Source organism: Bacillus sp. FSL L8-0199, assembly GCF_038005705.1.
In the GTDB taxonomy this organism is placed as follows: Bacteria; Bacillota; Bacilli; order Bacillales; family Bacillaceae_G; genus Bacillus_A; species Bacillus_A cereus.
Window position 1 is genome coordinate 3,256,646 of record NZ_JBBOTS010000001.1, and the last position, 15,511, is coordinate 3,272,156.

A 15,511-nucleotide genomic window follows, 5' to 3' on the forward strand; every position below is an offset into this window, starting at 1 on the left:
AAAAATATGTTTCCTAATTATTAATCAAATATTATTATTAATATTTTTGTAAGTTTTCCTTTGGTACCCAGCCTTTCTCACCATCTCTTCCTTCGCACCAAACCCATCCATTCAATTCTTCTAATCCGATCACTCTTTCTCCAATACTCACATTTAATTCTTTCGCAGTATATTGTTTTATAATAATTCCTGTTCCATTCATATCTTTTTTTATAATTTGCTCCGGAACCCATCCTGTCCGGTCATATTTCTCTTCGTGACAAAACATCCAGTTTTCCCAGTTTTCCGGACCAACGTAACTCTCTATCATTTTCACTACATCCCCCTCTTCTAAGCGAATTGGATTAGGATAATTGCTAACATGTGATTTTATAACGATATATTTCATAACACCCTCCAATAATCAGAAAATTAAGTTATAATATCATTATAACTTAAAGAGGAGGAATGCACGCATGTACTACAACACTTCATTCGAAAACGATCAACCTGTAGGCCGTCTATAAACTAAGACGGGCAATCATATAACACATACACTACGCCTCGTCTTAGGGAACTCATAATACCCTAAAAATAGACGGAGGTACTTTACATGAAACACACAATTTTAGGAGCTATATGTTTATCACTAGCAGCAAGTATATGGGGTGGTATGTATGTTGTTAGCAAATACGTACTCGATTTTATCCCACCACTAACACTCGTTTGGCTACGCTTTATCATTGCTTTTGTTGTTTTGTATGGCATTTTGAAACTAGCTGAGAAAAAGCAAAAGAAAAAAGTAACCATTCGCAAAAAAGATTGGCTCCTATTCGCTTGGATTGGATTTATCGGCTATTTCATTTCGATCACATGCCAATTTATCGGAACAAAATTATCCGACGCTCATACAGGCTCGTTAGTTACATCAGCTACACCTGCATTTATGGTTATATTTGCAGCGCTCATTTTGAAAGAAAAACTAAGCGCCCGTAGACTTTTATCTACTATACTAGCGACAATCGGCGTTATTATCGTAATCGGGTGGGATATTGAAATTGGCTCCTATTTTATCGGAACAATCATTTTAGTTGGAGCCGCTATTACGTGGGCTTTACTATCTATTTATGTAAAGATCGCTTCAATCCAATTCTCATCCTTAGTTATTACAACGTATGCCATATTCTTTTCACTCTTTTTTATTACACCTTTTATGATATGGGAACTACAAACATCCTCTATCGGAACAGTAAATACGTACGTAATATTTGGCGTATTATACTTAGGTATTGTCTCAACAGCAGGTGCCTTTTTCCTTTGGAATAAAGGATTAGAATTAATAGATGCAAGCATCGGTTCCTTATTTTTCTTCTTACAACCTATTGTTGGATCATTACTTGGCTGGCTCTTATTAAATGAGACATTAAATAGTAACTTTTTTATTGGCGGTATTCTTATTATATGTAGCGTTTTAATTACTACTTTTGAAAAGAAATAAAAAGCAGGCAGAGATTTTTAGTCTCTGCCTGTTCGTATTATTGGATCTTGGTCGTGAAAACCAATACAAATCGGTATATTACTTTGCACTTCACTACGTACACTTATAAAACTACACAGCGTTTTAGCAATTAAATATAAAGTTACACCGACTGCTTTTTCACTTGTGTCAAAGCCATTTCCATTATACATATCTGCTAATTCTACAGACCCCGGCCCCTCAATATTATATGTCCATTCAGATGCCCAATCATCGTCCTCTTCTTCAAGTGGAATATATTCCTCACAAATATAAAACTGACTATCCCATTCGTTATCAAGGTCATACTCAAAATAAATCGCTTTTGATTCTTCATTAGTAGCCATTTCTACAGCTGCATCCAAACCTACTCGAATACTTTCCTTATATGACTCTAAATCAATTGCTTTAATTCGTTCTGCATATTCTGCAGACGCTAACATGCTACAAATTTCAAAATACTTCGCTTCTATTTGCTCTACTGCTAACGAAAAGACATCCTCTTGCATCTCTTCTAAATACTGAAATATATCCACACTAAACACTCCTCACTCTTTACGCACTCCAATGCGATGGACGGGATAACATTTTCGGTAATTTCGTATGCTTATCCCCTTTCGCTGCGTTAATTTGAACTTGCGTCAGAAAAATACTATTTGTAAAATCAGCCCCGCGAATATCTGCATCTCTTAAATCTGCTCCGATAAGATCTGCTCCTCTTAAATTTGCTCCATTTAAGTTAGCCGCAATTAAGTAAGCACCCCTTAAATTTGCACCTTGTAAATTTTTCTTTTTCAAATTTGCTCCCATAAGATCTGCTCCGCGGTGAATGATTCGTTTCTTACGTGCAGTATTCATTTCCTTCCATACTAATTCGCTCGTTTCTAAAAGAAGAATGTTCACCTCTGCCCTATGCATTGGAACATTTATTTTCATTAACTCATCTGGATTTAAATTCGAAAGTCGCTCTGTCTCCTCAATTGCGGTCTCCAGCTCTTTATGAATTGGCTGTGTTGCCTTTAAAATAATCGCCTCATTCAAATACCAAAGCATTTCATGAAGCTGATGCATAACCGGAAAAGCATCATACATTTTTCTCGCATGCTTAGCATCTTTCCGCCAATCAATTCCTTTAAACGTACCCTGAGAAATTTTCTGCCCAGCACCGAAACATTCAAATACTGTACAACCTTTATAACCTTTTCCTCTAAGATTTTTATGTATACTACATTTAAAATCTGATTGTAAGTTGGAACATGGTTTACCACCATCTTTATTCACCGCAAAATCTACTGATGCTGCGAACGGTAACGCCACGCAACATAGACCGAAGCATTTTTCGCAGTTTGCTTTTAAATGATCATTATGATTAGTCAAAATCTATACCCCCTGTTGTCTTTTGACTATTTCATAATATTCCAACTGTAATAAATAATCAATTTTAAAATAAACCGGCATCTTTCGTTTCAATTCATAACTTTATCATTCGATTTCCTTTCAATTGAAAAGGACTATTTCTATTTAATGAATTATAATTAAATTATAAATTTTCTAACTAAAAGGAGACTTATTATGGCACTAGAAATGAAAACAAACTGTCAAATTTGCGATCAATCGCTCGAACAAGATTCTGAAGCATACATTTGTGTATATGAATGTACATTTTGCGCACCATGTACAGAAGAAAGACAAAACGTTTGTCCAAACTGCGGCGGCGAATTAGTACGTAGGCCGAAAAAGAAACAATAAAAAGCAAAGCGATATCGCTTTGCTTTTTATTGTTTTCTGAGTATATGAAATTATATCGAACACAACTTAAACATTTAAAAACTTCACACAAACAGGCTCTGGCACAGCAACATCAGATTGTAAAAGTGTTAACTTTCCTGTAGATTCATCTCTTGAAAATAGCACAAGATTATGTGACTTTTCATTTGTAGCAACAAGAAACTTTTCAGTAGGATCTAATACAAAGTCCCTCGGCCAATTTCCTTCTGTAGATGTATGTTCCACAAATGCAAGCTCACCTGAGTTTTGATCCACACTGAAAACAGCAATACTATTATGACCACGATTACCTGCATATACAAAGCGGCCGTCAGAAGAAATATGGATAGCACTGCCTTGACTATTTTCATCAAATTGTTCTGGAAGAGTAGAAATATACTGTAATTCTGTAAAGGATCCTTCTTCCGAGTTATATGTTAACGCAATAACCTCTGAACTAAGCTCCGTCATTACATAAGCGTATTTTCCATTTGGATGAAAAGCAATGTGTCTTGGTCCACTTCCCGGATTCACAGACAGGCTATTCACTTCTATTAATGTACTATCTTTTATTTCATACGTAATTAATTTATCTATCCCTAAATCAACACCTACCACATATTTTTCATCAGGAGTGTACCCCGCGTAATGTGCATGTGGTTTTTCTTGTCTTTCTTTATTCGGACCTGAACCTTCATGCGCCATAATAGATGAAGCAGGATTTACAGTTCCATCTTCTTCATTTACTTCAAAAGACTCAATCGTTCCTTTATGGTAATTTGCTGTAACTACTGTATGATTTCCACTATCAACACTAATATGACAAGGAGAAGCCCCTTCTACTACTTGTCTATTTTTCGCTTTTAGTTCTCCAGTATGACTATCAATGGAATAAGCAGCTACACCGCCAGATTCGTCTTCCTTAACAACGGAATAGAGATATTCATTATTTCGGTTAATGGTTACATATGTAGGGTTATCCAACTTAGCGGCAAGTGTTACATTACCAATTTTTTTTGCTTCCGTGTCTAAAATAAACTTATATATTCCTTCGCTATTTTCTTTCGTGTAAGTCCCAACATATCCGATAAACTCTTTGTTATCCTTCATTTTCATAACCCTCTCTCCCTATATTTTTCATTCATCATACTTCTTAAAATATTTTATGTTGAAAGAGTATCCAAAAAAATCGGAGTACCTCTTTATACGTTACCATATTTTATTGGTAAATAACTTTTAAACCCACTTTTTTTGATACGCTGCTATACTTTCATATTCTTCTTCCAATTGGCGGGACAGACGAATATAGATTGGCGTTAAATCTTTATATTTCTCCACACTTTCCATGTTTGGCTCATGATGAAAATCTGCACCTACCATTTCAGAAACTACGGATAATGTATCTATTTCACCTAAACTATATAAACCGAGGATTGCAGCTCCTAAGCAAGAGCTTTCGAAACTTTCAGGAACATATACGTCTTGATGGAAAATATCCGCCATCATCTGTCTCCAAAGTTCCGACCTTGCAAAACCGCCTGTCGCTTGAATTTTTTTCGGTTCGCCAATTAGTTCTTTTAAAGCGAGAAGAACTGTATATAAATTATAAATTACCCCCTCTAAAACAGCACGGATAAGATGTTCTTTCTTATGATGCAATCCGAGTCCAAAGAAAGATCCTCGTGCATTTGCATTCCATAAAGGAGCTCTTTCCCCTGCTAAATACGGGTGAAATAATAAACCGTCAGATCCAGGATTCACTTTTGCTGCTATTTCAGTAAGCACCTCATATGGATCTTTTCCTAAGCGCTTTGCAAGTTCAATCTCTGAAGTGCCCAATTGGTCACGAGCCCACCTGAAAATCATACCGCCGTTATTAACTGGTCCACCGATTACCCAATGGTCTTCAGTTAAGGCATAACAAAAAATTCTACCTTTTGGGTCTGTTACAGGACGATTTGTTACAGCACGTATCGCACCGCTTGTACCAATTGTAACAGCCACAACGCCAGGATCTATTGCATTTACACCTAAATTAGATAGTACTCCATCACTCGCTCCTACTACAAAAGGCGTAGAAACAAGTACATTCATCTCTTTGGCAAACTCTTCATCTAATCCTGTTAAACTGTGCGTTGTTGGAACAAGCTTTGAAAGCTTTTCATCTGTAATTCCTGCTACATGTAAAGCCTCTTCATCCCACTTTAAAGATTTTAAATTGAACATTCCTGTCGCTGATGCTATAGAATAATCAATTACATATTCTTTATATAACTTGTAAAAAACATATTCTTTAATAGAAATGAATTTATAACTTTTTGCGAATAACTCTGCTTGCTCATTCTGTAGCCAAACTAATTTCGAAAGTGGTGACATCGGATGAATTGGTGTCCCAGTACGAAGGTAAATTTCATGACCATTCATATCATTCTTTATTTTCTCCGCCCAGCTTGCACTTCTATTATCTGCCCAAGTGATACATCTCGTTAACGGCTTTCCCTTTTCATCTACAGCAATGATACTATGCATTGCTGAACTAAAAGACACACAAAGAATATCATTCGGCTGTACACTACTTATTCGTACAGTTTCTTTAATCGTATTTATTACTGCATGAAAGATTTCTTCTGGGTCTTGTTCTGCTGTTTCAGGTGTAGGAGAATATAAAGGATATTCAATTCCATGACTAGCAATAACAGATCCATCAGTAGAAAATAGAACTGATTTTGTACTAGTTGTCCCAATATCTACACCAATCATATATTTTGAGCTCACCATTTCTTCCTCCTAACAAAAAATTGCTACAGTATCCCACCATAAAAATACATTCCTTTTATCTATTGATAACGTTGTAAGCCATAATTATCTAAATAGAAACATCTTTATCTTAAACAAACATATCGAGTAGTAAAACGCCTCCAAAAGCGATAAATGAAAGTAATGTTTCTAATACTGTCCATGTTTTAAATGTTTCTTTCACTGTTAAACCTAGGTATTCTTTTACCATCCAGAACCCAGCATCGTTTACGTGAGAAAACATTAACGCTCCTGCACCTGTTGCAATGACGAGTAATTCTAAATTCACACCTGTCGTATTTTCAACGATTGGCGAAACGATACCGGCTGCTGTTGTTAAAGCGACTGTCGCTGACCCTGTCGCAATTCGAATTAACCCAGCTACTATAAATGCTAATACAATTGGAGATAGAGCTAAATGCTCAGACATTTGAGCAATAGCATTCCCTACCCCACTATCGATGAGAATTTGCTTAAATCCCCCGCCAGCACCAATAATCGCAACAATTGAACCGATTGGTAATAAGCTATCTTCTGTTATCTTCTTAATAGCTTTTTTATCGATACCTTGACGAAATCCAAGAAAATAGAACGCCGCAAAACATGCAATCAATAGTGCAATTATAGGACTACCGATTAATGTGACAATCTTCATCAAAGTATTAGAAAGAGGCACATAAGGAGCTGCTGCAGCTAAAACCATTAACATAACAGGTAACAATATAACTAAAAATGAAACTCCTATTCCTGGTAATTTCGTTGATTTTGTATTTACACGAATCAATTCCGGCTCATTTTCAGGAATTACACGTTTGTGAATCCATTTCGCAAATATAGGACCTGCAATAATCGCTGCAAAAAATGTAATAATGAGTGAATACATTAGTACCTTCCCAAGATTCGCTTTATAAATACCAATTGCAACTATGGCCCCTGGATGCGGAGGAACAAGGCCGTGTACGACAGATAGCCCAGCAATTGCTGGTAATGCTATCAATAAAATATTTTGTTTCGTTGTTTTATGAATTGAAATTACTAACGGCAGTAATATTAAAATGCCTACTTCAAAAAACACCGGGATTCCAATAATAAAACCTGCAATTAACATCGCCCATGGTAAGTTTTTTATCCCAAAGGATTTAATAAAGAACTCTGCCACTTGCATTCCAGCACCTGACTCTGCCATCATTTTCCCTAAAATTGTACCTAATACTAAAATACCTACTAAATGCCCGAGAACACTGCCGACTCCCGTTTCATAAGCACTCACTATTTTATCCATTGGCATCCCAGACATAATTGCTAAAAACAAACTTGCAATCGTTAAACTAATAAATGCATGCCATCTCCACCACGATACCCCTAAAATAACAATTACGATTGATAATAATGTAATCATTAAAAGGTACATATTCATACGCAGTTCCCCCCTTTATGTAAACCCTTTCAAAATTGCTATACAATTAAGAGAACCTATATAGTTCTTTCATGAGCAAGAATTTATATATCGATATACAAATCATCTTCACAAAATAATAATTTATACAAAAAGAATCTCCCTTATCAGAGATACATGTTAACTCACCTCTCTGATAAGGGGATTTCTCTTCCATAATTATAATGTTATTGTGATAAACGCTTCGCGCGATCAATTTTCCCTTTTTTAAAAGTGAATGACACTTTCTTCTCTTGCTGTTTTCACGTAGTAAGACTACAAACTCAGTATCCACTTTAAACGATGAAGTTACTTAGGATTTGTCTTCTCATGAAAAACAATTTTCGGAAAGCACCTTCACTTTCATAACATTATAATTTAGGCGCTTTCGCCCAATCAGCAGCAAATTTCTCAATACCTTGGTCTGTTAATGGGTGCATAGCAAGTTGTTCAATTACTTTATAAGGGATTGTTGCAATGTGAGCACCTGCCATCGCTACACGAGTTACATGATCTGGATGTCTGACAGAAGCCGCAATAATTTGTGTATCTAATTGATGAACATCGAATAATTCAGCAATTTTAGCAACTAATAGTACACCATCTTCAGAAATATCATCTAAGCGTCCTAAAAATGGAGAAACGTACGTTGCACCTGCTCGAGCAGCTAAAAGTGCTTGGTTCACAGTGAAAATAAGTGTAACGTTCGTTTTCACACCTTTTTCAGTAAGGTAGCGACAAGCTTCTAATCCAGCTAACGTCATCGGAAGTTTAATTGTAACTTTTTCATCGCCACCGTTAATTTTAATCAGTTCTTCTGCTTGAGCAATCATTTCTTCAGCTGTAACAGCATCTGGCGTTACTTCTGCCGAAACAGATTCAACTTTAGGAACCGCCTGACAAATTTCTGCAATACGGTCTTCAAATTTAATGCCCTCTTTTGCTACTAAAGAAGGATTCGTTGTAACACCAGCTAAAACTCCAAGTTTATATGCTTTTTTTATATCCTCAAGATTTGCAGTATCAATAAAAAATTTCATGATTAATTCCCTCCAGTTTTTAAACGTTGATGAGTTACATGTTTAATATGCTTATCCCGTAAAAGCCCGATTTGTGTGGAATGAAGCCCCTACTTATTAAAGTTTCACTTTATTTCTTTTCTACTGCATGTCCACCAAATTCATTGCGCAGAGCTGCTACAACTTTTCCTGTAAATGTATCATTGTCTAATGAGCGGTAGCGCATTAATAGAGACATTGCGATAACAGGAGTTGCTGTTTGAAGGTCTAATGCTGTTTCTACTGTCCATTTTCCTTCACCAGAAGAATGCATAACACCCTTAATCTCATCCAGTTTTGCATCTTTAGAAAATGCATTTTCTGTTAATTCCATTAACCAAGAACGAATCACTGAACCGTTGTTCCATACTCTTGATACTTTTTCATAATCGTAGTCAAATTCACTTTTCTCTAGAATCTCAAATCCTTCACCAATAGCAGCCATCATACCGTATTCAATTCCGTTATGAACCATTTTTAAGAAGTGACCACTACCAGCTTTTCCAGCATATAAGAATCCATTTTCTACAGCAGTATCGCGGAAGATAGGTTCAACGATGTCCCAAGCTTCTTGATCTCCTCCGATCATGTAACAAGCACCATTACGAGCGCCTTCCATTCCGCCAGAAGTTCCTGCATCCATAAAGTGAATGCCATCTTTCTTTAATTGCTCATATCGGCGGATAGACTCTTTATAATGTGAATTACCAGCTTCAATTAAAATATCTCCTTTTGATAAAAGTGGTGTAACCTCATCAATAACAGAATCAACAACAGCGTGTGGTACCATTACCCAAAGAATTCTTGGTGATTGTAATGACTGAACAAGTTCACTTAAACTAGATGTACCTGTTGCCCCGTACTCTTTCATTTCTTCTACTGCGCTCGTATTTAAATCAAATGCTACTACTTCATGTTTATGATCCATTAAATTTTTCCCTAAATTTAATCCCATTTTACCTAACCCAATTAATCCTACTTGCATAATATAATTCCTCCTCAAATCATCTTTTATTAAAAATCCATATCACTACAATCTGGAATACCTTTCAGCACTGAAATTTTAATATGTACAGAAAGGTATTCACAGTCATAGCTTAAGAATTCAACACATTTTTTGTAATTTGAACAACATTTTCTGTCGTAAATCCAAATAGATTCATGACTTCAGCTCCAGTACCTGAAGCTCCAAATGTTTCAATTGATATTACTTTTCCTTCTTGTCCTACATAACGTTCCCAACCGAGAGATACACCCATTTCAAGAGATACTCGTTTCGTTATAGAAGACGGAAGAACGGATTCTTTATATTCGTTCGATTGGTGATCGAATAACTCCCAGCTCGGCATTGCAACGATGCGAACAGAAACTTGATCTTCTTCTAATTTTGCTTTCGCACTAGCAGCTAAGGATACTTCAGAACCTGTCGCAATTAAAATCACATCCGGATTTTCATTCGTTTGTGTTAATACGTAAGCTCCTTTAGAGAGATTCTCTATGTTCGCTTTCGTTTCATTAAACACCGGTAAATTTTGACGGCTCAGTACTAAAACGACTGGACCATCCGTTTGCTGTAAAGCATACGCCCAAGCACTTGCTGTTTCATTTGCATCTGACGGACGGATAACTGTTAGACCAGGAATTGCTCGAAGAGCTGCCAATTGTTCAATTGGTTCATGCGTTGGACCATCTTCTCCTACAGCAATCGAATCATGTGTAAATACGTAAGTAACAGGTAACTTTTGCAGTGCAGCCAGTCGAATGGACGGACGAAGATAATCATTAAATACAAAGAATGTACTTACGAAAGGTTTTACTCCTCCATGAAGCGCCAATCCATTCGCTGCAGCGCCCATTGCATGTTCACGTACACCGAAATATATATTTCGTCCAGCATATGATTCTACTGCATATACTGCTTCACCTTTTATATCTGTCATCGTAGAATGAGAAAGATCCGCACTTCCACCGAAAATAGAAGGAATCGATTTCACATAATGATTAATAGCTTCCCCACTTGCAACACGAGTGGAAATCGTTTTTTCAGTATCAAAAGATAGAATGTCTTTTGCTTCAATTAAAACCTCACCTGTAATCGCTTTTTCTAATTCATCTGCCAGTGTAGGATTCGCTTCTCTGTATAAGTTGAACTGCTCATTCCAGTCATTGTCTTTTTCAATACCTTTTTGTCTTAGTTCATTAAAATGAGCTTTTACTTCTTCAGGTACAAAGAAATCTTCCTCATAATTCCAACCATACACTTGTTTTGTCGCTGTCGCTTCTTCTACTCCAAGCGGATTACCATGTGCTTTGTTCGTTCCAGCAACTTTTGGACTTCCATAACCTATAATGGTTCTAATTTCTATAAGAGTAGGTTGATCCGTATTTTCTTTCGCTGATTGAATAGCTTTTGTAATCGCATCAACATCGTTTCCATCTTCAACTCTTACATATTGCCAATGTACAGATTCTGCCCTTTTCTGAATATCTTCAGAGAAAGCAATGCCTAATTCACCATCAAGTGAAATTTCATTTGAATCATACAGTACAATTAACTTGCCAAGTTTCATATGTCCTGCCATTGACATCGCTTCATAAGCGACACCCTCCATTAAGTCACCATCTCCGACTAAAGCATACGTATTGTGATCTATAATAGAGTGACCATCCTTATTGAACTTCGCTGCTAAATGAGCTTCTGCCATTGCCATTCCGACAGCATTAGCAATCCCTTGTCCTAACGGGCCTGTAGTCGCTTCAACTCCAGGAGTATGCCCAAACTCAGGATGTCCTGGTGTTTTACTATTTAACTTTCTGAAGTTTTTCAAGTCATCAATTGAAACATCATATCCAGCTAAATGAAGTAAGCTATATAACAGACTTGATCCATGTCCCGCCGATAAAACGAAACGATCACGGTTAAACCATTCTGGGTGATTAGGATTGTAATTTAAATGATTCGCCCATAATGCATAAGCCATTGGTGCTGCTCCCATCGGAAGACCTGGATGACCTGAGTTTGCCGCATTAATAGCATCAATCGATAACGTACGAAGTGTATTCACTGCTAATTGATTTATGTTTTGTGTCATAGTAATCGTCCCCCTAAATGCTTTCATTAAAGAAAGTACTTATTTTTCCGTCTCTTGATCTAACCACCATTTAAATCCACTTTCTTGCAACAGTTCATTAGACGCTTCTGGACCATATGAACCAGACTCATATTCATAAAGCGGCAATAAGTTTTCCTCGAACGCTTCAAGAATTGGTTGTACCCATTCCCATGACAATTCAACTTCTCTCCAATGTGCAAAGAATGTAGCGTCTCCACTCACAGCATCATGAATGAGTCTTTCATACGCTTCAGGTACTCCCACATCCGCTTGCTCACAAGTAAAGTTAATACGCATCGGTTCAATTTCTCCATTTTTCAATGGATTTTTACTGTTTAACTGTAATGAAACGTTCTCACCTGGGCTAATTTCAATTATTAATAAGTTAGGTGCTGCATTTGGATTATTATCTTGATATTGCTGTTTTAACGTATTTTTAAACTCGATTACAATACGAGTAGACTTTTCTTTCATTCGTTTGCCTGTTCGTATATAGAAGGGAACGCCAGTCCAAAATGGATTATCGATCCACAGGCGAGCAGCAACAAATGTGTCTATGTTAGAAGAAGGATTTACTCCTGGCTCCTCTTTGTATGCTACAACTTGCCCGCCTTTTATCTCACCTGCAGCGTATTGTCCGCGAATGATATGGCTTTGAACGTCTTCTTTTTTCACTTTACGAAGCGTTTCCATTACCTTTCGCTTTTCCTCTCGAATTTCACATGCATTAACCTTTTCCGGCAGATTCATAGCAGTCATCATTAATATTTGTAACATATGATTTTGAACCATATCTCGAATAGCCCCTGCCTGGTCATAATATCCTGCCCTTTCTTCAACCCCAACTGTTTCACTCGCTGTGATTTGTACATTCGCTATATGTTCTTTATTCCAAATTGATTGGAGAACAGGATTTGCAAATTCTAATGCTTCAAGATTTTGAATCATCGGTTTACCTAAATAATGATCGATACGGTATATCTCGTCTTCTTCAAACGTGCGACTAAGCTTATCGTTAAGCTCACGAGCAGATGTAAGGTCGTGCCCGAATGGTTTCTCAATCATCAGACGTTTCCATCCATCCGTTTTATCAAGTCCGCTTTCTTTAATATTTAAAGCAATGGTCTCGAAAAATTCAGGAGCAACGGAAAGATAAAACATTCTATTTCCTTTTATATGTAATTCTTCTTCCCTTTCACGAACGACTTGTAATAACCTCTCATAGTCTTCTGGCTTACTCACATCTAATGGACAATAGCGAAAATTATCTAAAAAACCTTCCAGTTCCGGAGTACCTTCTTCTCTATGACGGGAAAACGTCTCTATTGATTCTTTTATTCTTTCTTGAAAATCTACATGAGATACTTGACGTCTCCCAAGCCCGATAACGGATATTTGCTTTGGAAGCTTTTGATCTCTATATAAGTTATATAGTGCGGGGTAAATTTTGCGTTTCGCTAAGTCCCCTGTCGCTCCAAATAAAACAAAGGTCATTGATTCCAATTTCAGTCCCCCTCTTGTTGTATAATCCTTGTCAATATTTTAAAAATGAATTGTACAGAAGCTCATGTTTTATAAAAACAAAGAGTTATCAAATTCCAATTCTTTTTATACCTTTCGCTTTTTAATTGTCCCCAATATTAATAGTGGCAATTCAAAGCATTTCTACCACAACTTACTTATTTATAGAATTTAACAAAACATTTTATATCTGATTACTTTTAGTAATTAAATAATCTTATGTCTAATATATTAACCACATAAATTATTATCGTCAATAAAAATGTCTTGAATTACATACGATTTATTTCGTAATACTTTTCTAAGTGTATTCCTAGTTACCATTCATTTTCAAAGATAATGATCGTTATAATAAATATCAGTTTCATCTAAATATTCAATTAATTTTGCGTTAAACTCACGAGCAGACATTACATTATAATCAAAAGGCTTCTCTATAATAAGACGATTTAATCCTTTTATAGCTCACAATCCACTTTCCTTAATATTTAAAGCAATGACATCAAATACTTCTGGTATAACAGATAGGTAAAACATGCGGTTTTCAGGAATGTTTAATTCTGTTTCACGCCTCTTTACAAGACTAAACAAATCTTGATAGTCCTCTACATTCGCTGTATTTAATTGACAATAACGAAATGTGCTAATGAATCCTTCTACTCCTGATTCGTCATCAGTAGATCTTCTAGAAAATCTAGCAATGGATTGTTCTACCTTTGTTTGAAATTCCACATCTGACATTACCTTTCTACCAATACCGATAATTGAAATATACTGCGGTATATTTTCATTACTAAATAGTTTGTATAAAGCAGGGTGAATTTTGCGTTTCGCTAAATCCCCTGTCGCTCCGAATAAAGTGAAACTTTAATCAGTGGAGGTTTTGTTCATCCCTACTGATTATTAGCCTTCACCAATCGGGCTTTTACGGGCAGTTGATCCTCCACCTAACTTCTGCTTCCGCTGAATTTTGAGGCGGGGGTCTTACTGCCCGGCAAATAGCGGGATAAACATAATGAATAAATCATGCTGCAAAAATACCATCTACCCTTTCTTCATAAAGCTTTACAATTGCTTTCGCAAGTACGTTACATTATTTCACGTACTTTCCCCTTCTCTATATAAAATTCTCACTAACAAAATTCAAAATATTATACTTATTTTTCGTACTTTGCTATGCTATAACCACAAACAGGAGGTATAAACTATGAAAGCACAAATTATCCATTCTTTTGGTGATTCATCTGTATTTCAATTAGAAGAAGTTTCAAAACCAAAACTTTTACCAGGTCATGTTCTAATCGATGTAAAAGCAACAAGTGTAAATCCAATCGATACAAAAATGCGGAGTGGAACCGTTTCAGCCGTCGCTCCTGAGTTTCCAGCTATATTACACGGCGATGTAGCTGGTATTGTTATTGAAGTAGGAGAAGGTGTTTCGAAATTCAAATCAGGGGATAAAGTATACGGATGTGCCGGAGGTTTTAAAGAAACTGGAGGTGCACTTGCAGAATTTATGCTTGCTGATGCACGATTAATTGCTCACAAACCTAACAATTTAACAATGGAAGAAGCTGCTGCTCTACCATTAGTTGCAATTACAGCTTGGGAATCTTTATTTGATCGTGCAAATATTAAACCTGGTCAAAATGTTCTCATTCATGGAGCTACTGGTGGCGTAGGACACGTAGCCATTCAACTAGCTAAATGGGCAGGCGCTAAAGTTTTCACAACAGCTTCTCAGCAAAACAAAATGGAAATAGCCCATCGTTTAGGAGCCGATATAGCTATTAATTATAAAGAAGAAGCTGTTCAAGAATATGTACAAAAACATACGAACGGAAACGGATTTGAAGTTATATTTGATACAGTAGGCGGCAAGAATCTTGATCATTCTTTTGAAGCTGCTGCGGTCAATGGAACTGTCGTAACTATTGCAGCTCGTTCAACCCATGACCTCTCTCCTTTACACGCAAAAGGACTCTCTCTGCACGTTACTTTTATGGCATTAAAAATATTACATACAGATAAGCGTAATGATTGCGGAGAAATCTTAACGAAAATAACGCAAATTGTAGAAGAAGGAAAACTTCGTCCATTGCTAGATTCTAAACCTTTTACGTTTGATGAAGTTGCACAAGCACATGAATATTTGGAGTCAAATAAAGCAATAGGTAAAATAGTTTTGAAAAACGTTTGGTAACTTTCACTAAATAATACAAATAACAAATGTTTGTTGTTGGAAAATAACAGCGAGATCGCTTCGCCTTATCTTTTTCTTAAAAGGCGTGCCACAACCTTAAAAGCTTTCCATCCTTTACAACAA

Annotated in this window: 13 protein-coding genes and 1 pseudogene; 3 read left to right on the forward strand and 11 right to left on the reverse strand. The window is 36.4% G+C overall.

Going from position 1 to position 15,511, the window contains the following annotated elements; all coding sequences use genetic code 11:
• Positions 1 to 37: 37 nt before the first annotated feature.
• Positions 38 to 388 carry an SH3 domain-containing protein gene (locus NST86_RS16935; protein WP_000875291.1) on the reverse strand — a complete coding sequence of 117 codons (351 nt, stop codon included), beginning with the start codon at positions 386 to 388 and terminating at the stop codon, positions 38 to 40.
• A gap of 204 nt (positions 389 to 592) precedes the next feature.
• On the opposite strand from NST86_RS16935, the gene NST86_RS16940 reads away from it, so the two are divergent.
• Positions 593 to 1,477, forward strand: coding sequence for a DMT family transporter (locus NST86_RS16940; RefSeq protein WP_000683261.1), 885 nt, complete (start codon positions 593 to 595; stop codon positions 1,475 to 1,477).
• A 17-nt stretch (positions 1,478 to 1,494) separates the two neighbouring features.
• On the opposite strand, the gene NST86_RS16945 is transcribed toward NST86_RS16940, so the two are convergent.
• Both NST86_RS16945 and NST86_RS16950 read right to left on the reverse strand, forming a co-directional pair.
• Entirely contained in the window at positions 1,495 to 2,031 is a 537-nt protein-coding gene (locus tag NST86_RS16945; RefSeq protein ID WP_061663329.1) for a hypothetical protein, read from the reverse strand.
• Between the two features lie 19 nt (positions 2,032 to 2,050).
• On the reverse strand, positions 2,051 to 2,872 hold the full coding sequence (locus NST86_RS16950; RefSeq protein ID WP_000181427.1) for a pentapeptide repeat-containing protein: 822 nt from the start codon (positions 2,870 to 2,872) through the stop codon (positions 2,051 to 2,053).
• Positions 2,873 to 3,067: 195 nt separating this feature from the next.
• Between NST86_RS16950 and NST86_RS16955 the strand changes: the two genes are divergently transcribed.
• Positions 3,068 to 3,244 carry a DUF1272 domain-containing protein gene (locus NST86_RS16955; protein WP_001162791.1) on the forward strand — a complete coding sequence of 59 codons (177 nt, stop codon included), beginning with the start codon at positions 3,068 to 3,070 and terminating at the stop codon, positions 3,242 to 3,244.
• 66 nt (positions 3,245 to 3,310) lie between these two features.
• On the opposite strand, the gene NST86_RS16960 is transcribed toward NST86_RS16955, so the two are convergent.
• The 8 genes and pseudogenes from NST86_RS16960 to NST86_RS16995 all read right to left on the reverse strand — a co-directional run.
• Entirely contained in the window at positions 3,311 to 4,378 is a 1,068-nt protein-coding gene (locus NST86_RS16960; RefSeq protein ID WP_033694173.1) for a lactonase family protein, read from the reverse strand.
• Between the two features lie 120 nt (positions 4,379 to 4,498).
• Positions 4,499 to 6,040, reverse strand: coding sequence for a gluconokinase (gntK, locus tag NST86_RS16965; RefSeq protein ID WP_000254931.1), 1,542 nt, complete (start codon positions 6,038 to 6,040; stop codon positions 4,499 to 4,501).
• Between the two features lie 109 nt (positions 6,041 to 6,149).
• Positions 6,150 to 7,475, reverse strand: a complete 1,326-nt coding sequence (gene gntP, locus NST86_RS16970) for a gluconate permease GntP (protein WP_001057623.1) — start codon at positions 7,473 to 7,475, stop codon at positions 6,150 to 6,152.
• Between the two features lie 389 nt (positions 7,476 to 7,864).
• A complete protein-coding gene (fsa, locus tag NST86_RS16975) occupies positions 7,865 to 8,533 on the reverse strand; it encodes a fructose-6-phosphate aldolase (protein ID WP_000667676.1) in 669 nt (222 codons plus the stop codon).
• Positions 8,534 to 8,642: 109 nt separating this feature from the next.
• The gene (gene gnd / locus NST86_RS16980) at positions 8,643 to 9,536 is read right to left on the reverse strand and encodes a phosphogluconate dehydrogenase (NAD(+)-dependent, decarboxylating) (protein WP_001195925.1); all 894 of its coding nucleotides are present in this window, start codon (positions 9,534 to 9,536) and stop codon (positions 8,643 to 8,645) included.
• Between the two features lie 112 nt (positions 9,537 to 9,648).
• On the reverse strand, positions 9,649 to 11,643 hold the full coding sequence (tkt, locus tag NST86_RS16985) for a transketolase (protein ID WP_086423501.1): 1,995 nt from the start codon (positions 11,641 to 11,643) through the stop codon (positions 9,649 to 9,651).
• A gap of 39 nt (positions 11,644 to 11,682) precedes the next feature.
• On the reverse strand, positions 11,683 to 13,167 hold the full coding sequence (gene zwf, locus NST86_RS16990) for a glucose-6-phosphate dehydrogenase (protein ID WP_000445363.1): 1,485 nt from the start codon (positions 13,165 to 13,167) through the stop codon (positions 11,683 to 11,685).
• 348 nt (positions 13,168 to 13,515) lie between these two features.
• Positions 13,516 to 14,052 (reverse strand): annotated as a pseudogene (locus tag NST86_RS16995) (glucose-6-phosphate dehydrogenase); the annotation flags it as partial.
• 340 nt (positions 14,053 to 14,392) lie between these two features.
• Between NST86_RS16995 and NST86_RS17000 the strand changes: the two are divergent.
• On the forward strand, positions 14,393 to 15,388 hold the full coding sequence (locus NST86_RS17000; protein WP_061664255.1) for a zinc-dependent alcohol dehydrogenase family protein: 996 nt from the start codon (positions 14,393 to 14,395) through the stop codon (positions 15,386 to 15,388).
• Positions 15,389 to 15,511: the final 123 nt, after the last annotated feature.

Coding starts and splice junctions, on each gene's coding strand:
- NST86_RS16935 (WP_000875291.1), bottom strand. CDS start 388: ATGAAATATATCGTTATAAAATCACATGTTAGCAATTATCCTAATCCA.
- NST86_RS16940 (WP_000683261.1), top strand. CDS start 593: ATGAAACACACAATTTTAGGAGCTATATGTTTATCACTAGCAGCAAGT.
- NST86_RS16955 (WP_001162791.1), top strand. CDS start 3,068: ATGGCACTAGAAATGAAAACAAACTGTCAAATTTGCGATCAATCGCTC.
- NST86_RS16960 (WP_033694173.1), bottom strand. CDS start 4,378: ATGAAAATGAAGGATAACAAAGAGTTTATCGGATATGTTGGGACTTAC.
- gntK (WP_000254931.1), bottom strand. CDS start 6,040: ATGGTGAGCTCAAAATATATGATTGGTGTAGATATTGGGACAACTAGT.
- gntP (WP_001057623.1), bottom strand. CDS start 7,475: ATGAATATGTACCTTTTAATGATTACATTATTATCAATCGTAATTGTT.
- fsa (WP_000667676.1), bottom strand. CDS start 8,533: ATGAAATTTTTTATTGATACTGCAAATCTTGAGGATATAAAAAAAGCA.
- gnd (WP_001195925.1), bottom strand. CDS start 9,536: ATGCAAGTAGGATTAATTGGGTTAGGTAAAATGGGATTAAATTTAGGG.
- tkt (WP_086423501.1), bottom strand. CDS start 11,643: ATGACACAAAACATAAATCAATTAGCAGTGAATACACTTCGTACGTTA.
- NST86_RS17000 (WP_061664255.1), top strand. CDS start 14,393: ATGAAAGCACAAATTATCCATTCTTTTGGTGATTCATCTGTATTTCAA.